Genomic DNA, 19,970 nt, shown 5'->3' on the forward strand with positions numbered 1-19,970 from the left:
GGAACCCTGTTGTGGAGCACGGGAGAAACAACTTCATCCATTACGGTTTCAACACCGGGAACTTATACCGTTACCCAAACAGTAAACGGTTGTACAAGTACTTCTGGATCCGGAACCGCTGCGCCTAAAACGGCCCCATCGGCACCGACTGTAAGTGTTACAAACAACTGTGACGGCACTTCAACCTTATCAACCTCTGCGGCAGGAACCCTGTTGTGGAGCACTGGAGAAACAGCTTCATCCATTACGGTTTCCACACCGGGAACCTATACCGTTACCCAAACAGTAAACGGTTGTACGAGTACTTCGGGATCCGGAACCGCTGCGCCTAAAACAGCGCCATCGGCTCCGACTGCTTCATCTCAAACATTTTGTGTGGTAGATGCCAAAATAGTTAGTGATTTAGTTGCTATAGGGAGTAATTTAAAATGGTACAATGCCTCATCGGGAGGATCATTATATTCAGGAACAGAAACTCTTATTGATGGAATTTATTATGTAAGTCAAACTACAAATAATTGTGAAAGTAATAGAACGGCAGTAACTGTTACTGTAACTGCGAAACCAGCAAAAGTAATCACGACAGCTACAATCTGTTCTGGTGACACGTATAACTGGTCAGTAAACTCAGTTGATTATACAGCTGGAGGTACTTATTCAATAATGAGTAACGGATGTACTGCAGATCAGGAATTGCAATTAACGGTAATAAACGTTGCAAGTCCAATAGTTGGATTAATAAATCAACCAACTTGTTTATCATCAACTGCTAGTGTTGAATTAAGTGGTTTGCCAACCGGATCGTGGACTATTAATCCAGGAAATATCACTGGAAATACTACTACAACTACAATTACAGGTTTAACAGCAGGAAATACTTATAATTATACGGTTACAGATTCTTTAGGATGTAAATCAGCACCTTCTTTAAACGTATCGGTTTCAAATTATATTTGTGCAGAAGACGATACTCCATCTTCAATAAATGGAGCAGCAGGAGGAACTATATCGACTGTCTTCGTAAACGATAAAATAAACGGAGCTTCATTTTTACCAACAGATGTTACAGTTTCAACGAGTTCACTTCCAACAGGAATAGTTTTTAATTCTAATGGAACAATAACAGTTGCTCCAAATACGGTTGCGGGAACATACTTAATTACTTATACTATTTGCATGTCTGCAAACTCAAGTATTTGCGACTCTGCAACAGTAGAGATAGTAATTGAAAGACCTGTAATCGACGCGGTAACCGAAACCACAACAGCGATCAACAGCAACACTGGAGGAACGACAATTTCCCTTACTGCCAACGATACGCTAAGCGGCACACCGGTTACAGTTGGGACAGGTGCAGGCAAAGTAACTTTCACACTGGTAAGCACGCTTCCGGCAGGATTAACAATCAACGCAGATAAAACTATTACAGTGGCTCCTGGAACAGCATCCGGAAACTACGAAGTGGAATATACGATCTGTGACAATGACCATGCGCTGAACTGTGATACGGTGAAGAGTTATGTTCAGGTTACGGGCGATACGCTTGTTGCCAATGCAGATACTCCGAACCCAGTGACACAGTCGGCTACGGCCCAGACGATCATCACCGTTGTTGACAATGATACCAGAAACGGAAATCCATTGACAGCCACGGAAGTAAAAATAACAACGACAGTTGCGGACCCTTCAGGCTACCTGACATTGGATCCGGTAACAGGCGTTGCAACGCTTGGGGCGAATGCACCGGCGGGGAGCTATACGCTGACATATTCGATCTGTGACAAGACCAATGCATCAAACTGCTCAACGGCTACAGTAAGCCTAACGGTAAATGCACCGATAGTGATTCCTGTAATCGACGCGGTAACCGAAACCACAACAGCGATCAACAGCAATACTGGAGGTACGACAATCTCCCTTACGGCCAACGATACGCTAAACGGCACTCCGGTAACAGTTGGGACAGGTGCAGGCAAAGTAACTTTCACACTGGTAAGCACGCTTCCGGCAGGACTTACATTAAATGCAGACAAAACTATTACAGTAGCTCCTGGAACAGCATCAGGAAGCTACGAAGTGGAATATACGATCTGTGACAATGACCATGCGCTGAACTGTGATACGGTGAAGAGTTATGTTCAGGTTACGGGCGATACGCTTGTTGCCAATGCGGATACTCCGAACCCAGTGACACAGTCGGCTACGGCCCAGACGATCATCACCGTTGTTGACAATGATACCAGAAACGGAAATCCATTGACAGCCACGGAAGTAAAAATAACAACAACAGTTGCGGACCCTTCAGGTTACCTGACATTGGATCCGGTAACAGGCGTTGCAACGCTTGGGGCGAATGCACCGGCGGGGAGCTATACGCTGACGTATTCGATCTGTGATAAGACCAATACATCAAACTGCTCAACGGCTACAGTAAGCCTAACGGTAAATGCACCGATAGTGATTCCGGTAATCGACGCGGTAACCGAAACCACAACAGCGATCAACAGCAATACTGGAGGAACGACAATCTCCCTTACGGCCAACGATATGCTAAGCGGCACACCGGTTACAGTTGGGACAGGTGCAGGCAAAGTAACTTTCACACTGGTAAGCACGCTTCCGGCAGGACTTACATTAAACGCAGACAAAACTATTACGGTGGCTGCGGGCACAGCATCAGGAAGCTACGAAGTGGAATATACGATCTGTGACAATGACCATGCGCTGAACTGTGATACGGTGAAGAGTTATGTTCAGGTTACGGGCGATACGCTTGTTGCCAATACAGATACTCCGACCCCAGTGACACAGTCGGCTACGGCCCAGACGATCATCACCGTTGTTGACAATGATACCAGAAACGGAAATCCATTGACAGCCACGGAAGTAAAAATAACAACGACAGTTGCGGACCCTTCAGGTTACCTGACATTGGATCCGGTAACAGGCGTTGCAACGCTTGGGGCGAATGCACCGGCGGGGAGCTATACGCTGACGTATTCGATCTGTGACAAGACCAATACATCAAACTGCTCAACGGCTACAGTAAGCTTAACGGTAAATGCACCGATAGTGATTCCTGTAATCGACGCGGTAACCGAAACCACAACAGCGATCAACAGCAACACTGGAGGAACGACAATCTCCCTTACGGCCAACGATACGCTAAACGGAACTCCGGTAACAGTTGGAACAGGTGCAGGTAAAGTAACTTTCACACTGGTAAGCACCCTTCCGGCAGGATTAACCTTAAACGCAGACAAAACTATTACGGTGGCTGCGGGCACAGCATCAGGAAGCTACGAAGTGGAATATACGATCTGTGACAATGACCATGCGCTGAACTGTGATACGGTGAAGAGTTATGTTCAGGTTACGGGCGATACGCTTGTTGCCAATGCGGATACTCCGAACCCAGTGACACAGTCGGCTACGGCCCAGACGATCATCACCGTTGTTGACAATGATACCAGAAACGGAAATCCATTGACAGCCACGGAAGTAAAAATAACAACAACAGTTGCGGACCCTTCAGGTTACCTGACATTGGATCCGGTAACAGGCGTTGCAACGCTTGGGGCGAATGCACCGGCGGGGAGCTATACGCTGACGTATTCGATCTGTGACAAGACCAATACATCAAACTGCTCAACGGCTACAGTAAGCCTAACGGTAAATGCACCGATAGTGATTCCTGTAATCGACGCGGTAACTGAAACGACAACAGCGATCAACAGCAATACTGGAGGAACGACAATCTCCCTTACGGCCAACGATACGCTAAGCGGCACACCGGTAACAGTTGGAACAGGTGCAGGTAAAGTAACTTTCACACTGGTAAGCACGCTTCCGGCAGGATTAACCTTAAATGCAGACAAAACCATCACGGTGGCTGCGGGCACAGCATCAGGAAGCTACGAAGTGGAATATACGATCTGTGACAATGACCATGCGCTGAACTGTGATACGGTGAAGAGTTATGTTCAGGTTACGGGCGATTTATTGGTTTTGAAAGATGATTTAGCAGGCCCAATTGCAGGAGTTAATCATGTAGTAACTGTTATAAACGTTTTAGGAAATGATACTAAAAATGGATTGCCAATCGTGGCTTCTAATGTAAATCTTTCTGAAACTATTGCAGACCCATCAGGGTATTTAACTTTAAATCCAGACGGAACAATAATATTAAAAGAAAATGCACCGGCAGGAATTTACGGACTTACTTATCAGGTTTGTGAATTAAACACAACAAATTGTACAACAGCTGTTGTGAAAGTTACAGTTGTTCTTCCAACAATGACAATAACAGCAAATAGTTTTTGCTCTAATAATGTTCCGTATGTATCTTATAATGTAGCACCAGATAACTTTACAACACCTAATCTATTGACTGTAAAATGGATTGACAGTGCCAACAATGTGGTTGCGACTCAAACTAATTTACCATTGAGCGGAAATCTTTTATGGCCGGGAGCGATTGTAGACAGTAATGGAATAGGAGTTGACTGGCCAGGATGGTTATTGACAAACGGTCAATGGATTGAAGGCGCAGATGGATTTGAAAAAACCAGAACAGGAGTTACAATGGAGTTTTCACTAAACCCTACTGTAAGTATAGCAGTTAGTTATCCGCCAGCGACACCACAATGTAACGCAAGACCAACATTTGAAATCAAAGCAAACAATGATAATGCTGGCCCGATTGATGCTAAAAAAGGCATAAGTACAGCATTGAATATATTTAGCAATGACCGTTTAAATGGAACTGCAGTAAACCAAACAGCAGTTGTTTTAAGTACTGTAGTTGCAAATGCTAATTTGATTTTAAATGCGGATGGTTCTGTTGATATAAAAACAGGGACACCATCAGGAACATATCAGTTGACCTATCAAATTTGTGAAGCTTCAAATTCATCAAATTGCAGTCAGGCAGTTGTAAATGTAACCGTATTGAATTCAGATGATCCGGCACCAGCACCACAGCTTATTACAAAAGATGATTTGCAGGTAAATGTTGACGGAATTAATGGACAGCTTGAGTTTATTAATATTTTAGATAATGACTTATTGAATGGATTGCCAATTAATCCCGCAAATATTGTAATTTCTAATACACCAAAAAGTCCATATTTTGAATTTAATGCAGACGGAACAGTAAATGTAAAACCAAATACACCTGGAGGAAATTATGCTTTAGTATATCAAGTATGTGAAAAAGCGAACTTGTCTAATTGCAGTTCGTCTACATTGAATGTTTTTGTTGAAGTTCCAAATATTGCTATTATTAAAACTGCTGTATTTAATGATGAAAACGGAAATGGATTTGCAAATGCAGGTGAAACAGTTACTTATAAATTTAAAGTAACAAATACAGGAAATGTTCCGTTGACTGGAATTATGGTTTCAGACCCTTTAAAAGGCATTGTACTTTCGGGACAACCAATAAACCTGAATGTGAATGAATCTGATGAGACTAATTTTTCGGCCCAGTATAAAATAACACAAAATGATATCAATCTGGGAAGTGTAAGTAATCAGGCAAGTGTGCAAGGACGCAGTGCAAAAGGAGTTATCGTTGACGATAAGTCAGATGATGTAAACAATACAGGGGACAATCCGACAGTGTTAAGCTTAGATGGTTGTAAGATTAAAGTTCTCAATGGATTTTCTCCAAACGGGGATGGTAAAAATGCAAGATTTTATATTCAGGGATTAGAATGTTACCCTGATAATACGGTTGAAATTTATAATCGTTGGGGTGTTTTAGTATTTGATATTGATCACTATAACAATGAAGACAGAGCTTTTATTGGAATCTCTGCAGGACGGGCAACTATAAAACAAACCGATGGTCTTCCGGTTGGAACCTATTTTTATATTCTGAAATATAAAGACAGCGCGTCAAAACAACATGAGCTATCAGGTTACTTATATATGAATAAATAAAAATGACAAACGGTTTGGCTTTGGTTAAACCGTTTTTAAAGCTTATTAAATGAAAAGATTAATTTTACTTTTTATGTTTTTTTCAGTTGTGTGTTCAGCGCAGCAAGATGCTCAGTTTACGCAATACATGTATAACACAATCTCGGTAAATCCGGCTTATGCTGGTTCTCGTGGCGTGTTAAGTGTCTTTGGTTTATATCGTACACAATGGATAGGACTTGACGGAGCACCAGAAACAAGTACTTTTTCAATAAATACACCTTTAAATAATAGTAAATTAGGATTAGGTGTTTCATTGGTAAACGATAAAATCGGACCAACGAATGAAAATACACTTTCGGCTGATTTATCTTATAGTATTCCAACTTCTGAAACGTTTAAACTTTCTTTCGGAATAAAAGCTACGGCCAATTTATTTAATTTGGATGTAAGTAAATTGAGTTTTGAAGATCAAGGAGATGAACAGTTTCAGGATTTAGATAATAAATTCACGCCAAATGTCGGGGCGGGTGTTTATTGGCACTCTGACCGCGCTTATTTAGGATTATCAGTTCCTAATTTCATCGAAACAAATCGTTATGACGATAATAATACTGCTATTTTCAAAGATAAAATAAACTATTACTTTATGGCGGGTTATGTATTTAATCTTGACAAATTAGAATATATCAGATTTAAACCGGCATTGCTAACCAAAATGGTTCAGGGCGCTCCTTTACAGGTTGATGTTTCGGGTAATTTTATGTTTTATGACAAATTTGTTGTTGGTCTTGCTTATCGTTGGAGCGCTTCAGTAAGTGCTATGGCGGGTTTTCAGGTTTCAGATGGTCTTTATATAGGTTATGGATATGATCATGAAACAACTAACTTAAGAAAATACAATTCAGGATCGCATGAAATCTTCCTTCGTTTTGAGTTTTTTAATAAATATAATAAAATGATCTCTCCAAGATTCTTTTAATTAAGCCTGCTATGAGAACTAAAAAAATTACTTATGCTATTTTGTTTTTATGCTTTTCTTTCCAGATAAATGCACAAACAACAAATATAAAAGACGCTGATAAAAAGTATGAAGATTATGCTTACGCAGATGCTATAAAAGCTTATGAACATATTGTAAATAAAGGTACTAAAGATGAAAAAATAGTACAACGATTGGGTAATTCGTACTATTTTACAGGTGAATTGCAAGAAGCTTTAAAATGGTATGACGACTTATTCAGAATTAATGCCGAACAAGAATCTGAATATTTATACCGATATGCTCAATGCTTAAAATCAGCAGGAAATTATCAGAAGGCTGATGAAATTTTAGAGCGATTCAATCAAAAAGCAGGTCTGGAGAAAAGAGCATCTTTAATCAGAAATGAGAAAAATTATTTAGAAGAAATAAAATCAAATTCAGGGCGATTCGATATTGCTGATGCCGGAATTAATTCTCCTTATTCTGATTATGGAAGTGTTGTTTATAATAATAAAATCGTTTTTACATCAGCCCGCGATACGGGAGGAGTGGCGAAACGTTATTTTAAATGGACTAATAAATCATTCTCTAAATTATATAAAGCCGAATTAATGCCTGACGGAAGTGTTTCGAAACCAGAACTTCTGCAGAAAAAAGAAAATGTAAAATTCAACGAATCGACACCAGTTTTTACAAAAGACGGGCGAACAATGTATTTCACCCGAAATAATTTTATAGACGGAAAAAGAGGGAAAAGTGAAAAAGAAATAACGCTTCTAAAATTGTATAAAGCGGAATTAATAAATGATGAATGGGAAAATATAAAAGAACTTCCATTCAATAGCGATCAATATAGTACGGCACATCCAACATTAAGTGTAGATGAAAAAACGTTGTATTTTGCCTCAGATATGCCTGGAACTTTAGGAATGTCTGATTTATTTAAAGTTACTATAAATGAAGATGGAACTTTTGGAAAACCTGAAAATTTAGGAGCTTCCATTAATACTGAAGGAAGAGAAACTTTTCCGTTTATTTCAAAAGATAATGAACTTTATTTTGCTTCTGATGGTCGTCCGGGATTGGGAGGATTGGATGTCTTTGTTGCAAAAATAAATGTGGATGGCACTATCGAAGATATACAAAACATAGGGGAGCCGGTAAATAGTAAACAAGATGATTTTGGATTTACAATTGATAGTAAAAACAGAAACGGATTTTTTTCTTCAAACAGAGAAAATGGACACGGTTTAGATGATATTTATCGATTTACTGAAACCAGAAAATTAATTTGTGAACAAGATTTGATGGGAACCGTTATTGATTCAGAATCAAATGAATTGTTATCAAATGCTTCACTAACTTTATTAGATGAAAAATCTAATCTTATCCTGACAATTGTTTCAGATGAAAAAGGGAATTATGTGTTTCCGAATATTAAATGCGGAAAAAAGTATGCTATAAGAGTTTCTAAAAATGATTATGGAATGAAAGAAATTCCAGTTGCAATTAAAAAAGTAAATGGAAAAACGACTTTGCAGATTTCGATAGATAAAGTATTCAAACCTATGGTTGCAGCAAAAGCAATTGAAGTGAAAAAAGTTTCGGTTAGTCCGGTCAAGATTGGAGCTATAAAAGTGGGAACCGATTTAGCAAAATTACTTCACATTCCTATGAACTTTTTTGATTTGGGAAAAGCGACTATTAAAAAGACATCTGAACCTCAATTGCAAAAAGTAGTAGATATATTAAATCAATACCCAGGCATAAAACTTGATATTCGTTCGCATACCGATAGTCGACAATCAAATGCAAATAATATGATTTTATCAGAGAAAAGAGCACAATCCACAAAAGATTGGCTTATACAGAAAGGAATTGATGGAAACCGATTAACGGCAAAAGGATATGGAGAAACCAGATTAGTTAATCGTTGTGCTGATGGTGTAAAATGTACAGAAAAAGAACATACCCAGAATAGACGAAGTGAATTTATCATTACTAATTTGTAAATCATTTCTTTACATAAATAAAAAAGCTTTTCTAAAACTAGAAAGGCTTTTTTGTTTGTGTAAGGTGTTGAAAATCAAAACTGTTGTGTTTTGTGTAAAAAAACTTTGAAATTAGAATCATTCTTTGTCGGAAAGTTTTGAAAATTCAAAATTTGATGTATTATATTTAAAATGAATAGGTTAACTCTTAAAAAACGGTATTAGCTGTTATTTATGTGCATTTTTTTTTAACTTTATAGTTCTAAAATTTTTCAGATATGACTGTAAATCAAATACTAAACGCGAAAGGAAAAAATGTTTACTCCGTACTTTCAACAACAACAGTGTATGAAGCATTGAAAGTAATGGGAGAAAAAAACATAGGGGCTATCCTTGTAATTGATGGAACCGACTTAAAAGGGATACTGTCTGAAAGAGATTATGCCCGAAAAATTGTTCTAAAAGATAAATCTTCAAAAGAGACTTATGTTCATGAAATTATGGAAAGCGACGTTTTTTCAGTAAACCTTTCCAATAACATTGAAGATTGTATGGAACTGATGAGCACAAAAAGAATCAGACATCTACCTGTTTTAGAAGACGGAATTGTGGTGGGAATTATCTCAATTAGCGATGTTGTAAAAGCAATTATAGAAATTCAAAAAGACACAATTAATCATTTAAACTCTTACATCTCACAGTAATTAAAGTTCAAAAATAATGTTTATAAGATAGTCCAAATTGTATTGGACTATTTTTTTTGATCCTTCAAAAATGTTATTTTAAGAAAAGAAAGCTGTAAAAAGACGCCATTTTAAAACAAGACTTATATCTTTGTAAGCTAGAATAAAAGCTAAAAATAATGAACAAAGAGAGTAAAAGAAGAGAAGCGTTACTGTACCATTCAGAACCAACTCCAGGAAAAATTCAGGTAGTTCCAACAAAAAAATATGCAACCCAAAGAGATCTTTCTTTGGCCTATTCGCCAGGTGTTGCAGAGCCATGTTTAGAAATTGCAGCAAATGTAGAAGACGTTTATAAATATACAGCAAAAGGAAATTTAGTTGCCGTTATCTCAAACGGTACAGCTGTTTTAGGATTAGGAAATATTGGTCCGGAAGCTTCTAAACCAGTAATGGAAGGAAAAGGATTGCTTTTTAAAATATTCTCTGATATCGATGTTTTTGATATCGAAGTTAATACAGAAAATGTTGAAGAATTTATTCAGACCGTAAAAAATATTGCTCCAACTTTTGGAGGAATAAATCTGGAAGATATTAAAGCGCCGGAATCTTTTGAAATAGAAAGAAGACTGGTAGAAGAATTGGATATTCCTGTAATGCATGATGATCAGCATGGAACAGCAATTATCTCTTCGGCAGCATTAATCAATGCACTTGAATTAGCCGGAAAAAAAGCAGAAGATGTAAAAATGGTAGTTTCCGGAGCAGGTTCGGCTGCGATAGCTTGTACGGATTTATATGTTCTATTAGGCGTAAAAGTCGAAAATATATTAATGTTTAACAGTAAAGGACTTTTAACAAAAAATAATCCTTCATTGTCAGAATTACAATTAAAGTATGCTATTGATGGTGCCAAAATTGAATTAGCAGAAGCCGTAAAAGGTGCTGATGTTTTCATAGGATTATCTTCAGGAGATATTTTGTCGCCTGAAATGTTATTATCAATGAAAGATAATCCGATTGTTTTTGCAATGGCAAATCCAAATCCCGAAATCGATTATAACTTAGCTGTTGAAACTCGTAAAGATGTTATTATGGCTACAGGACGTTCAGACTTTCCTAATCAGGTAAATAACGTTTTAGGTTTTCCGTATATTTTTAGAGGAGCACTAGATGTAAGAGCGACAAAAATTAACGAAGCTATGAAAATGGCTGCTGTAAAAGCATTGGCAATTTTAGCCAAAGAACCAGTTCCGGAGCAGGTTAATGTTGCGTATGGTGCGACAAAATTAGGTTTTGGTCAGGATTATATTATTCCTAAACCATTTGATCCAAGGTTAATTACTATCGTGGCTCCAGCTGTTGCAAAAGCAGCAATGGAATCCGGAGTTGCAAAAAATCCTATTACAGATTGGGCAGCATACGAAGATGTGCTTCGCGAACGTATGGGTAATGATAATAAAATGGTTCGTTTGATGACAAACCGTGCTAAAATGGATCCAAAACGAATTGTTTTTGCAGAAGCAGATCAATTAAACGTTTTAAAAGCGGCACAAATTGTTCATGAAGATGGAATTGGTTTTCCTATTTTATTAGGAAATAAAGAAGTTATCTTAGAACTTAAAGCAGAGTTAGGTTTTGATGCTGAACTTGAAATTATAGATCCTAAAACTAACGAAGAGGAAGCAAGAAGAAATAGATTTGCAAAATCATATTGGGAAACAAGAGAGAGAAGAGGTGTTTCACTATTGGATGCTCAAAAATTCATGCGCGAAAGAAATTATTTCGCTGCCATGATGGTTAATGAAGGTGAAGCAGATGCTTTGGTTACAGGTCATACAAGAAGTTATCCAAGTGTTGTAAAACCAATGTTACAATTAATTGAAAAAGCACATAATGCTTCATTAGTTGCAACTGCAAATATGATGTTGACTTCTCGCGGCCCAATGTTTTTATCAGATACTGCGATTAACATTAACCCTTCAGCAGAAGATTTGATTAATATTGCAATTATGACGGCAAAAACAGCAAAAATGTTTGGAGTTGAGCCAGTTATAGCAATGGTTTCATTCTCAAACTTTGGTTCGTCAACAAGTCCAAGTGCTTCAAAAGTTAGAGAAGCAGTGGCTTATTTACATAAAAATCATCCTGAATTGATTGTTGATGGAGAAATCCAGGCAGATTTTGCTTTGAATCAGGAAATGCTTGCAGAGAAATTTCCATTTTCTAAATTAGCAGGAAAAAAAGTAAATACTTTGATTTTCCCTAACTTAGAGTCGGCTAATATTACTTATAAATTATTGAAAGAATTGTATAAAGTAAATTCAATTGGACCAATCATGATGGGGATGGGCAAACCAGTTCACATTTTCCAATTAGGAGCAAGTGTTGAAGAAATGGTTAATATGGCTGCAATTGCAGTTATTGATGCTCAGGAAAAAGAAAATAAAAAAAATAAATTAGCTAAATAGTCGATATAATAAGGATCAAATAATATTGTCTTATTTTTATTGCATTTTTATTATATTTGATTCTATAAACTATATTATGATAGCACATTTGCAGGGGAAATTAGTTGAAAAAAATCCCACAGAAGTTGTAATTGATTGTGGTGGAGTGGGATACCATGTGAATATTTCTTTACACACCTTTTCATTAATCCCTAATGCTGATTTTATAAAATTGTATACGCATCTTCAAATCAAAGAAGATGCGCATACATTATTTGGTTTTGCTGAAAAATCAGAACGCGAAATATTTAGAATGTTATTATCTGTTTCGGGTATCGGAGCGAACATTGCAAGAACAATGTTATCTTCAATTGAGCCCAGACAAATTATAAATGCAATTGCTTCAGGAGACGTTGGTCTAATTCAGTCAATTAAAGGAATTGGAAATAAAACAGCACAACGAGTTATACTTGATTTAAAAGAAAAAGTGTTAAAGTTGTACGATTTAGATGAAGTTTCGGTAGTTCAAAACAATACAAATCGAGATGAAGCGTTATCTGCTTTGGAAGTTTTAGGTTTCATTCGAAAAACTTCAGAAAAAGTTGTCGAAAAGATCGTAAAAGAAGATCCGGATGCAACTGTTGAAACCATTATCAAAAGAGCCTTGAAAAGTCTATAAACCTAATTAAGACACCCTAATTGTATGCGTAAAATTTGTATTTTGCTACTGTTTTTACTTTGCGGTAATTTTTTGCGTGCGCAGGTAAATCAGTCAACTCAGGATACAACCAAAACGCAGTTTTCTGTTGGTAAAGTAGAGCTGAAAAATCCACCAAGTATATCATCAGCTTATAAATATGATCCAGTTACAGATCGTTATATTTATACCAATTCAGTTGATGGTTTTTCAATTGATTATCCAATCATCTTAACACCAAAAGAATACGAAGATTTAGTTTTGAAAGAATCCAGAAGAGATTATTTCAGAAAAAAAATGGATGCTATCGATGGTAAAAAAACAGGAAGCGAAGCAGCCAAAAAAGATTTATTGCCACGCTATTATATCAATTCCAGTCTTTTTGAGAGTATCTTTGGTAGTAATACTATTGACGTAAAACCTACAGGTTCAGTTGAAATGGATTTGGGAATTCGCTATACCAAACAAGACAATCCTTCATTTTCACCAAGAAACAGATCCAGTCTGACATTTGATTTTGATCAGCGAATCAGTATGAGTTTAATGGGAAAGGTAGGAACGCGTCTTGAAGTAAATGCGAACTACGATACCCAATCTACATTTGCTTTTCAAAACCTGTTTAAACTAGCCTATACTCCATCAGAAGATGATATTATTCAAAAAGTAGAAGTAGGAAATGTTAGCATGCCATTGAATAGTACATTAATTCGTGGAGCGCAAAGTTTGTTTGGTGTTAAAACACAATTACAATTTGGAAAAACTACTGTTACCGGTGTTTTCTCAGAACAAAAATCGCAAACTAAGAGTATTGTAGCCGAAGGAGGTGGTACCGTTCAGAATTTCGATTTATATGCTTTAGATTATGATAATGACAGGCACTTTTTCTTATCTCAATATTTTAGAAATAAATATGACGCTTCTTTAAAAGGATATCCGTTTATTGATAGCCGTGTACAGATCACAAGAATTGAAGTTTGGGTTACCAATAAACAAAACCGTGTAAGTACAACCAGTAATAATTTAAGAAACATTATTGCACTTCAGGATTTAGGTGAAGGACAAATTACCGGAATTCCGGATAATGAAGTTGTTGTTATTAGTTCTTCAACAGGATTTTTTAATAATCCAATTGATTCTCCAACAGATAACAATAATAATAAATATGATCCGGAGACTATTGGTCAGGCGGGATCTTATTTAAATTCCAATATTAGAGAAATTGTAACAGCAAAATCAGGATTCAATAACACCAATGTTAGCGAAGGAACTGATTATTCTATTTTAGAAAATGCCAGAAAATTAACGGCGAATGAATTTACTTTTAATCCGCAATTAGGATATATTTCTTTGCAACAACGTTTGGCAAATGATGAGATTTTGGCAGTTGCATTTGAATACACCGTTGGAGGTAAAATTTATCAGGTAGGAGAATTTGGTAGTGATGGTGTTGATGCAACCGTTGTTACAGGAAATAATAATTCGAATCAGGCCATTATTTCTCAAAGTTTAGTTTTAAAGATGTTAAAAAGTAATTTGACAAACGTTCAAAATCCTGTTTGGAATTTGATGATGAAAAACGTGTATCAAATTCCACAAGCCTATCAAATAAAACAAGACGATTTCAGATTAAATATTCTTTATACAGATCCTTCTCCAATAAATTATATTACGCCTGTTCCGGGATCAACTTTTCCGGCAAATCCAACACCAGATAACAAAGTCGATCAAACGCCATTATTAAATGTGTTTAATCTGGATCGATTAAATTATAACAATGACCCGCAAACTGGTGGAGATGGTTTCTTTGATTATCTTCCGGGTATAACGGTTGATGTTCAAAATGGACGAATTATTTTTACAACTAAAGAACCTTTTGGAGAATTGTTATTCCAAAAATTGCAAAATTCAGGTTCTGGTGAAAATTATAATGATCCAAACACATATAATGCAAATCAGCAGAAATATGTATTTAGAAATATGTATAGAAATACGCAATCCGGTGCTTTGCAGGATAGTGACAAAAATAAATTCTTATTAAGAGGAAAATACAAATCATCCGGAAGCAATGGTATCCCGATTGGTGCATTTAACGTACCACAAGGTTCTGTTGTGGTTATGGCAGCAGGTAGAAGACTGGTAGAAGGTATTGATTATAGTGTCGATTATCAATTGGGTAGAGTCCAGATTCTTGATCCTTCGCTTCAGGCATCAAATACACCAATAGAGGTTTCGTTAGAGAATAATTCCATTTTTGGACAACAGACCCGAAGATTTGTGGGGTTCAATGTTGAACATAAAATTTCAGAGAATTTTGTTGTTGGAGGAACTTATCTAAAGATGACCGAAAAACCTTTTACGCAAAAATCAAGTTATGGTCAGGAATCAGTAAACAATACAATTTTTGGTTTTAACGGAAATTTTGCAACAGAAGTTCCTTTTTTAACCAGATTAGCTAATAAATTACCAAATATTGATACAGATGTTCCTTCAAATCTTTCCATTCGTGGTGAAGTTGCATTCTTAAAACCTGATGCTCCAAAAGCAAGTGATTTTGAAGGAGAGGCAACTATTTATGTTGATGATTTTGAAGGTTCTCAATCTACAATAGATATGCGATCAGCATATGCCTGGAGTTTGGCATCAACGCCTTATTTGAACTCCATAAACGATAATACTTTTAATGCCAATTCTAATACATTAGAATATGGATATAAACGTTCAAAATTAGCCTGGTATACAATTGACCCTATTTTTTATTCTTCAAAACCATCCGGAATTTCAAATGACGATTTATCTTTAAATACGACAAGAAGAGTTTATAGTAAAGAGTTATATCCAAATACAGATATTGCACAAGGACAGATACAGGTTATTAACACATTAGATTTAACTTATTTTCCTTCTGAACGTGGGCCTTATAATAACAATCCGGGTTTTGCTGCTCAGCCAGCGGCGTCTAATTTTGGAGGTATTATGCGTTCTTTGAACTCAACCAATTTTGAGCAGGGTAATGTGGAGTATATTCAGTTTTGGGTTCTTGATCCTTATGTTGGAAATGCAGAAGCGCAACCAAATAATACAGGTAAGATCTATTTCAATTTAGGTGAAATATCTGAAGACGTATTAAAAGACGGAAGAAAACAATATGAAAACGGATTAGGCCCTGATCAGGTAGTGGTAAATCCGCAACCAATTTGGGGAGATGTACCTGCATCTCAATCTTTAATTTATGCATTTGATACCAATACAAACAATCGTCAAAATCAGGACGTAGGTTTGGATGGTTTACCAGATTCAAGAGAAGGATCAGTTTATACTAATTATGCATCAGAAGAAGATCCTGCAGCAGATAACTATAAGTATTATTTAAATACCGACGGAGGGGTTTTAGATCGTTATAAAAGATATAACGGAGTAGAACAAAACTCGGCCGTAAGTATTGATGATCCGAATCGTGGATCAACGACTTTACCGGATGTTGAGGATATCAATCGTGACAATACCATGAGCACTATTAATGCTTATTATGAATACAGTATTGATGTAAAGCCGGGAATGCAGGTAGGACAAAATTACATTACGGATATTCGTGAAGTAACCAACATTGAATTGCCAAATGGCGGAACAACTAATGCAAGATGGATTCAGTTTAAAATTCCGGTTGCTCAGCCTCAAAATACAATTGGAAATATTACAGATTTTAGATCTATTCGTTTCATGCGTATGTTTATGACCGGTTTTAATGATCAGATGACCGTTCGTTTCGGAGCATTGGATTTAGTAAGAGGAGAATGGAGAAGATACACAGGAACACTTGATGCTAACGACACAAATCCTGATGATGATGGTACTGAATTTGATGTTGCGGCTGTTAATATTCAGGAAAACAGTACAAAATGTCCGGTGAATTATGTTATTCCACCAGGAGTTCAGAGAGAACAATTATACAACAATAATACAATTATCAATCAAAATGAGCAATCATTAGCATTAAGAATTGGAGGTACAGGTTTGCAATATCAGGATTCAAGAGCAGTATTTAAGAATGTTAGTGTTGATATGCGTCAATATAAAAAACTTAAAATGTTTTTACATGCTGAACAATTGCCAAATGGAAACACGTTGTTAGATGATGAAATGATTGGATTCATTCGTTTTGGAAATGATTTTACGCAAAACTATTATCAGGTCGAAATTCCTTTAAAAGTTACCAGAACAGGGGGGTCATGCTCAATAAGCCCTGATCAGGTCTGGCTTGAAGATAATGACATTGATCTGGCAATGGAACTACTGACCAAAATGAAAATTCAGGCAATGAGTATCGATATAAACTCTACGAAAAGAGATATAAATGGGGTTTATTATCCTGATGATGATTTGAGTTTAAACGGAGGCGACGGTGATGGCAGATTAAAGCTAGGTATTAAAGGAAACCCTAATTTTGGTTTGGTAAGAAATTTAATGGTGGGTGTAAAAAGCAGGGCAGATCATAAGGACATCACGGGAGAAGTTTGGTTTAATGAACTGCGTATGTCAGATTTGGATAACAAGGGCGGTATGGCTGCATTATTAAATGTTGATACCAATATGGCTGATTTCGCAACACTTTCTGCTGTCGGAAGAAAAAGCACGATTGGGTTTGGATCTTTGGAACAAGGTGCCAACGAACGAGATCGTGAAGATATTCAGCAATATAACATTGTAACAAATTTAAATCTGGGGAAATTATTGCCTCACAAATGGGGAATAAATTTACCGTTTAATTACGCTATTGGAGAAGAAGTAATTACGCCGGAGTATGATCCTTTTAATCAGGATATAAAACTAGATCAGTTGCTAAAAGAAACAACTGATCCGGATGAAAAAGATAATATCAGAACTCGTGCCGTAGATTATACAAAGCGAAAAAGCATCAACTTTATTGGTGTAAGGAAAGATCGTGCTCCAGAACAAAAACCTCATGTTTATGATGTTGAAAATCTAACATTTTCGCAATCATACAATCAGGTAGAACGTCATGATTATGAAGTTGAAGATTATGAAGATGAGCAATCAAATACAGCTGTAAATTATGCTTATACTTTTCAGCCAAAAGAAGTAGTTCCTTTTAAGAATACTAAGTTCATGAAGAAAAGTGATTACTGGAAAATGTTGAGCGATTTCAATTTTAATTATTTGCCATCTAATATAACTTTTAATACAAATGTTTTAAGACAAAGTAATCGCCAGCAATATAGAGATGTTGAGACTGAAGGAATTGGTCTTGATCCGCTTTACAGACGAAATTTTGCTTTTAATTATCAATATGGATTTGGCTATAATTTGACAAAATCGCTAAAAATAAATTATAATGCAGCATCAAATAATATTGTGAAAAATTATTTGAATGAAGATAATACTCCTAAAGAAGATTTTAATATCTGGGATAGTTATTGGGATGTAGGAACTCCAAATCAACATTTGCAACAATTCATATTGAATTACGATATTCCAATTAATAAAATTCCACTTTTAAGTTTTGTGAAAGCGAGTTATTCTTACACAGCTGATTATAGCTGGCAAAGATCTTCGACCGCATTATCTCAATATGTTGATCCGGATGGTAATATGTTTGATTTAGGAAATACAATTCAAAATGCTAATTCAAACACGCTTACAACAACGCTTAATATGAATATGTTGTACAAGTATTTAGGTTTGACTCCGGGTGCAAAATCGGCTGCAAAACCTAAAACAGCAGCGCCGCCAAAACCAGGAGAGAAAATTGTTAATACGGCTAAGCCAGTAACGAATAGTAGTCCGTTTTATGATGGTATGATTGGAATTTTGACGAGTGTAAAAAATATTCAGGTTAATTATACTAAAAATAGCGGAACAGTATTACCAGGTTATACGCCTGGAGTTGGTTTCTTTGGAACAGCAAAACCATCATTGGGATTCGTTTTTGGAAGCCAGGATGATGTACGTTATGAAGCTGCAAAAAATGGCTGGTTGACGAATTATGATAACTTCAATCAGAATTTTACACAGGTTACGAATAAGCTTTTAAAAGTAACAGCCAATATTGATTTGTTACCTGATTTAAAAATTGACTTGACAATGGATCGTGCTTATTCTGAAAATTCATCAGAACAGTACAGTGTTGTAAATGGGGAATATTTGCCTTTATCGCCTTATACTTATGGAATGTTTTCGATTTCAACAGTATTAATAAAGACTTCTTTTTCGACTAGTAACGAAATTGAATCTGCCGCATTTGATGAATTTAGAACTAATCGTTTGGTTATTGCAAATCGTCTGGCCGAAGAACATTATGGTGGAGCTGCAATTCCAAGATATGGAGATGCAAGTAATCCTATTCCAGCAGAAACTGACCCTAATTACGCAGTTTATGTGGCCAATCAGGGATATCCGATAGGTTTTACAAAAAGTAATCAGGCTGTTTTGTTGCCTTCATTTTTGGCGGCTTATTCTGGTGGAAATGCTTCAAGTACTTCTACAGATATTTTTAGAAGTTTTCCAATTCCAAACTGGAGTATAAAATACAATGGTTTGATGCGATATAAATACTTTAAAGATAAATTTAGACGTTTCTCATTACAGCATAATTACAGAGCATCCTATACTATAAATCAGTTCAGATCTAATTTTGATTATAACGAGAATCCGGGCGGACAGGATGTCAATACTAATTTCTACAATCAGACTATTATGTCTAATGTCAATTTAGTAGAACAATTTAGTCCGCTTATCCGTATGGATTTTGAATTAAAAAGCTCGTTAAGAGTGTTGACTGAGGTTAAAAAAGACAGGGCTTTATCAATGAGTTTTGACAATAATTTATTGACAGAAGTTAAAGGTCTGGAGTATATTGTAGGTTTAGGATATCGTTTTAAAGATGTTATTTTCTCTTCAAGACTGGCAGATAATCCAACAGGAATTATAAAAAGCGACATTAATATAAAAGCGGATTTTTCTTATAGAAATAACCAAACTTTAGTACGCTATCTGGATTATGATAACAATCAGCTTGCAGCGGGTCAGAATATTTGGTCATTAAAGCTTACAGCCGATTATGCATTTAGTAAAAACCTGACTGCAATATTTTACTATGATCACTCGTTCTCAAAAGCTGTAATATCAACTTCATTTCCGTTAACTAACATTCGATCAGGTTTTACGCTTCGATATAATTTCGGAAATTAATTTTTTGATTTTCTAAAGGGGATTTCATTAGAA

At 36.2% G+C, this 19,970-nt stretch carries 7 protein-coding genes; all 7 read left to right on the forward strand.

What is annotated here, in order from left to right; genetic code table 11:
- On the forward strand, positions 1-5,946 hold a 5,946-nt coding region (locus tag AC1RRN_RS07050), incomplete at its 5' end, for a T9SS type B sorting domain-containing protein (protein WP_492966633.1).
- Between the two features lie 49 nt (positions 5,947-5,995).
- Positions 5,996-6,907, forward strand: coding sequence for a PorP/SprF family type IX secretion system membrane protein (locus AC1RRN_RS07055; protein ID WP_492966634.1), 912 nt, complete (start codon positions 5,996-5,998; stop codon positions 6,905-6,907).
- Between the two features lie 11 nt (positions 6,908-6,918).
- The gene (locus AC1RRN_RS07060) at positions 6,919-8,922 is read left to right on the forward strand and encodes an OmpA family protein (RefSeq protein ID WP_492966635.1); all 2,004 of its coding nucleotides are present in this window, start codon (positions 6,919-6,921) and stop codon (positions 8,920-8,922) included.
- Positions 8,923-9,179: 257 nt separating this feature from the next.
- Positions 9,180-9,605: a CBS domain-containing protein gene (locus AC1RRN_RS07065; protein ID WP_492966636.1), complete on the forward strand. Its 426-nt coding sequence runs from the start codon at positions 9,180-9,182 to the stop codon at positions 9,603-9,605.
- A gap of 158 nt (positions 9,606-9,763) precedes the next feature.
- Entirely contained in the window at positions 9,764-12,055 is a 2,292-nt protein-coding gene (locus AC1RRN_RS07070) for an NADP-dependent malic enzyme (protein WP_492966637.1), read from the forward strand.
- Positions 12,056-12,131: 76 nt separating this feature from the next.
- Positions 12,132-12,713, forward strand: a complete 582-nt coding sequence (gene ruvA, locus AC1RRN_RS07075; protein WP_492966638.1) for a Holliday junction branch migration protein RuvA — start codon at positions 12,132-12,134, stop codon at positions 12,711-12,713.
- Between the two features lie 24 nt (positions 12,714-12,737).
- The gene (gene sov / locus AC1RRN_RS07080) at positions 12,738-19,937 is read left to right on the forward strand and encodes a T9SS outer membrane translocon Sov/SprA (protein WP_492966639.1); all 7,200 of its coding nucleotides are present in this window, start codon (positions 12,738-12,740) and stop codon (positions 19,935-19,937) included.
- The last annotated feature ends 33 nt before the right edge of the window (positions 19,938-19,970 follow it).

The organism is Flavobacterium sp. GW821-FHT11G01, from assembly GCF_058808175.1.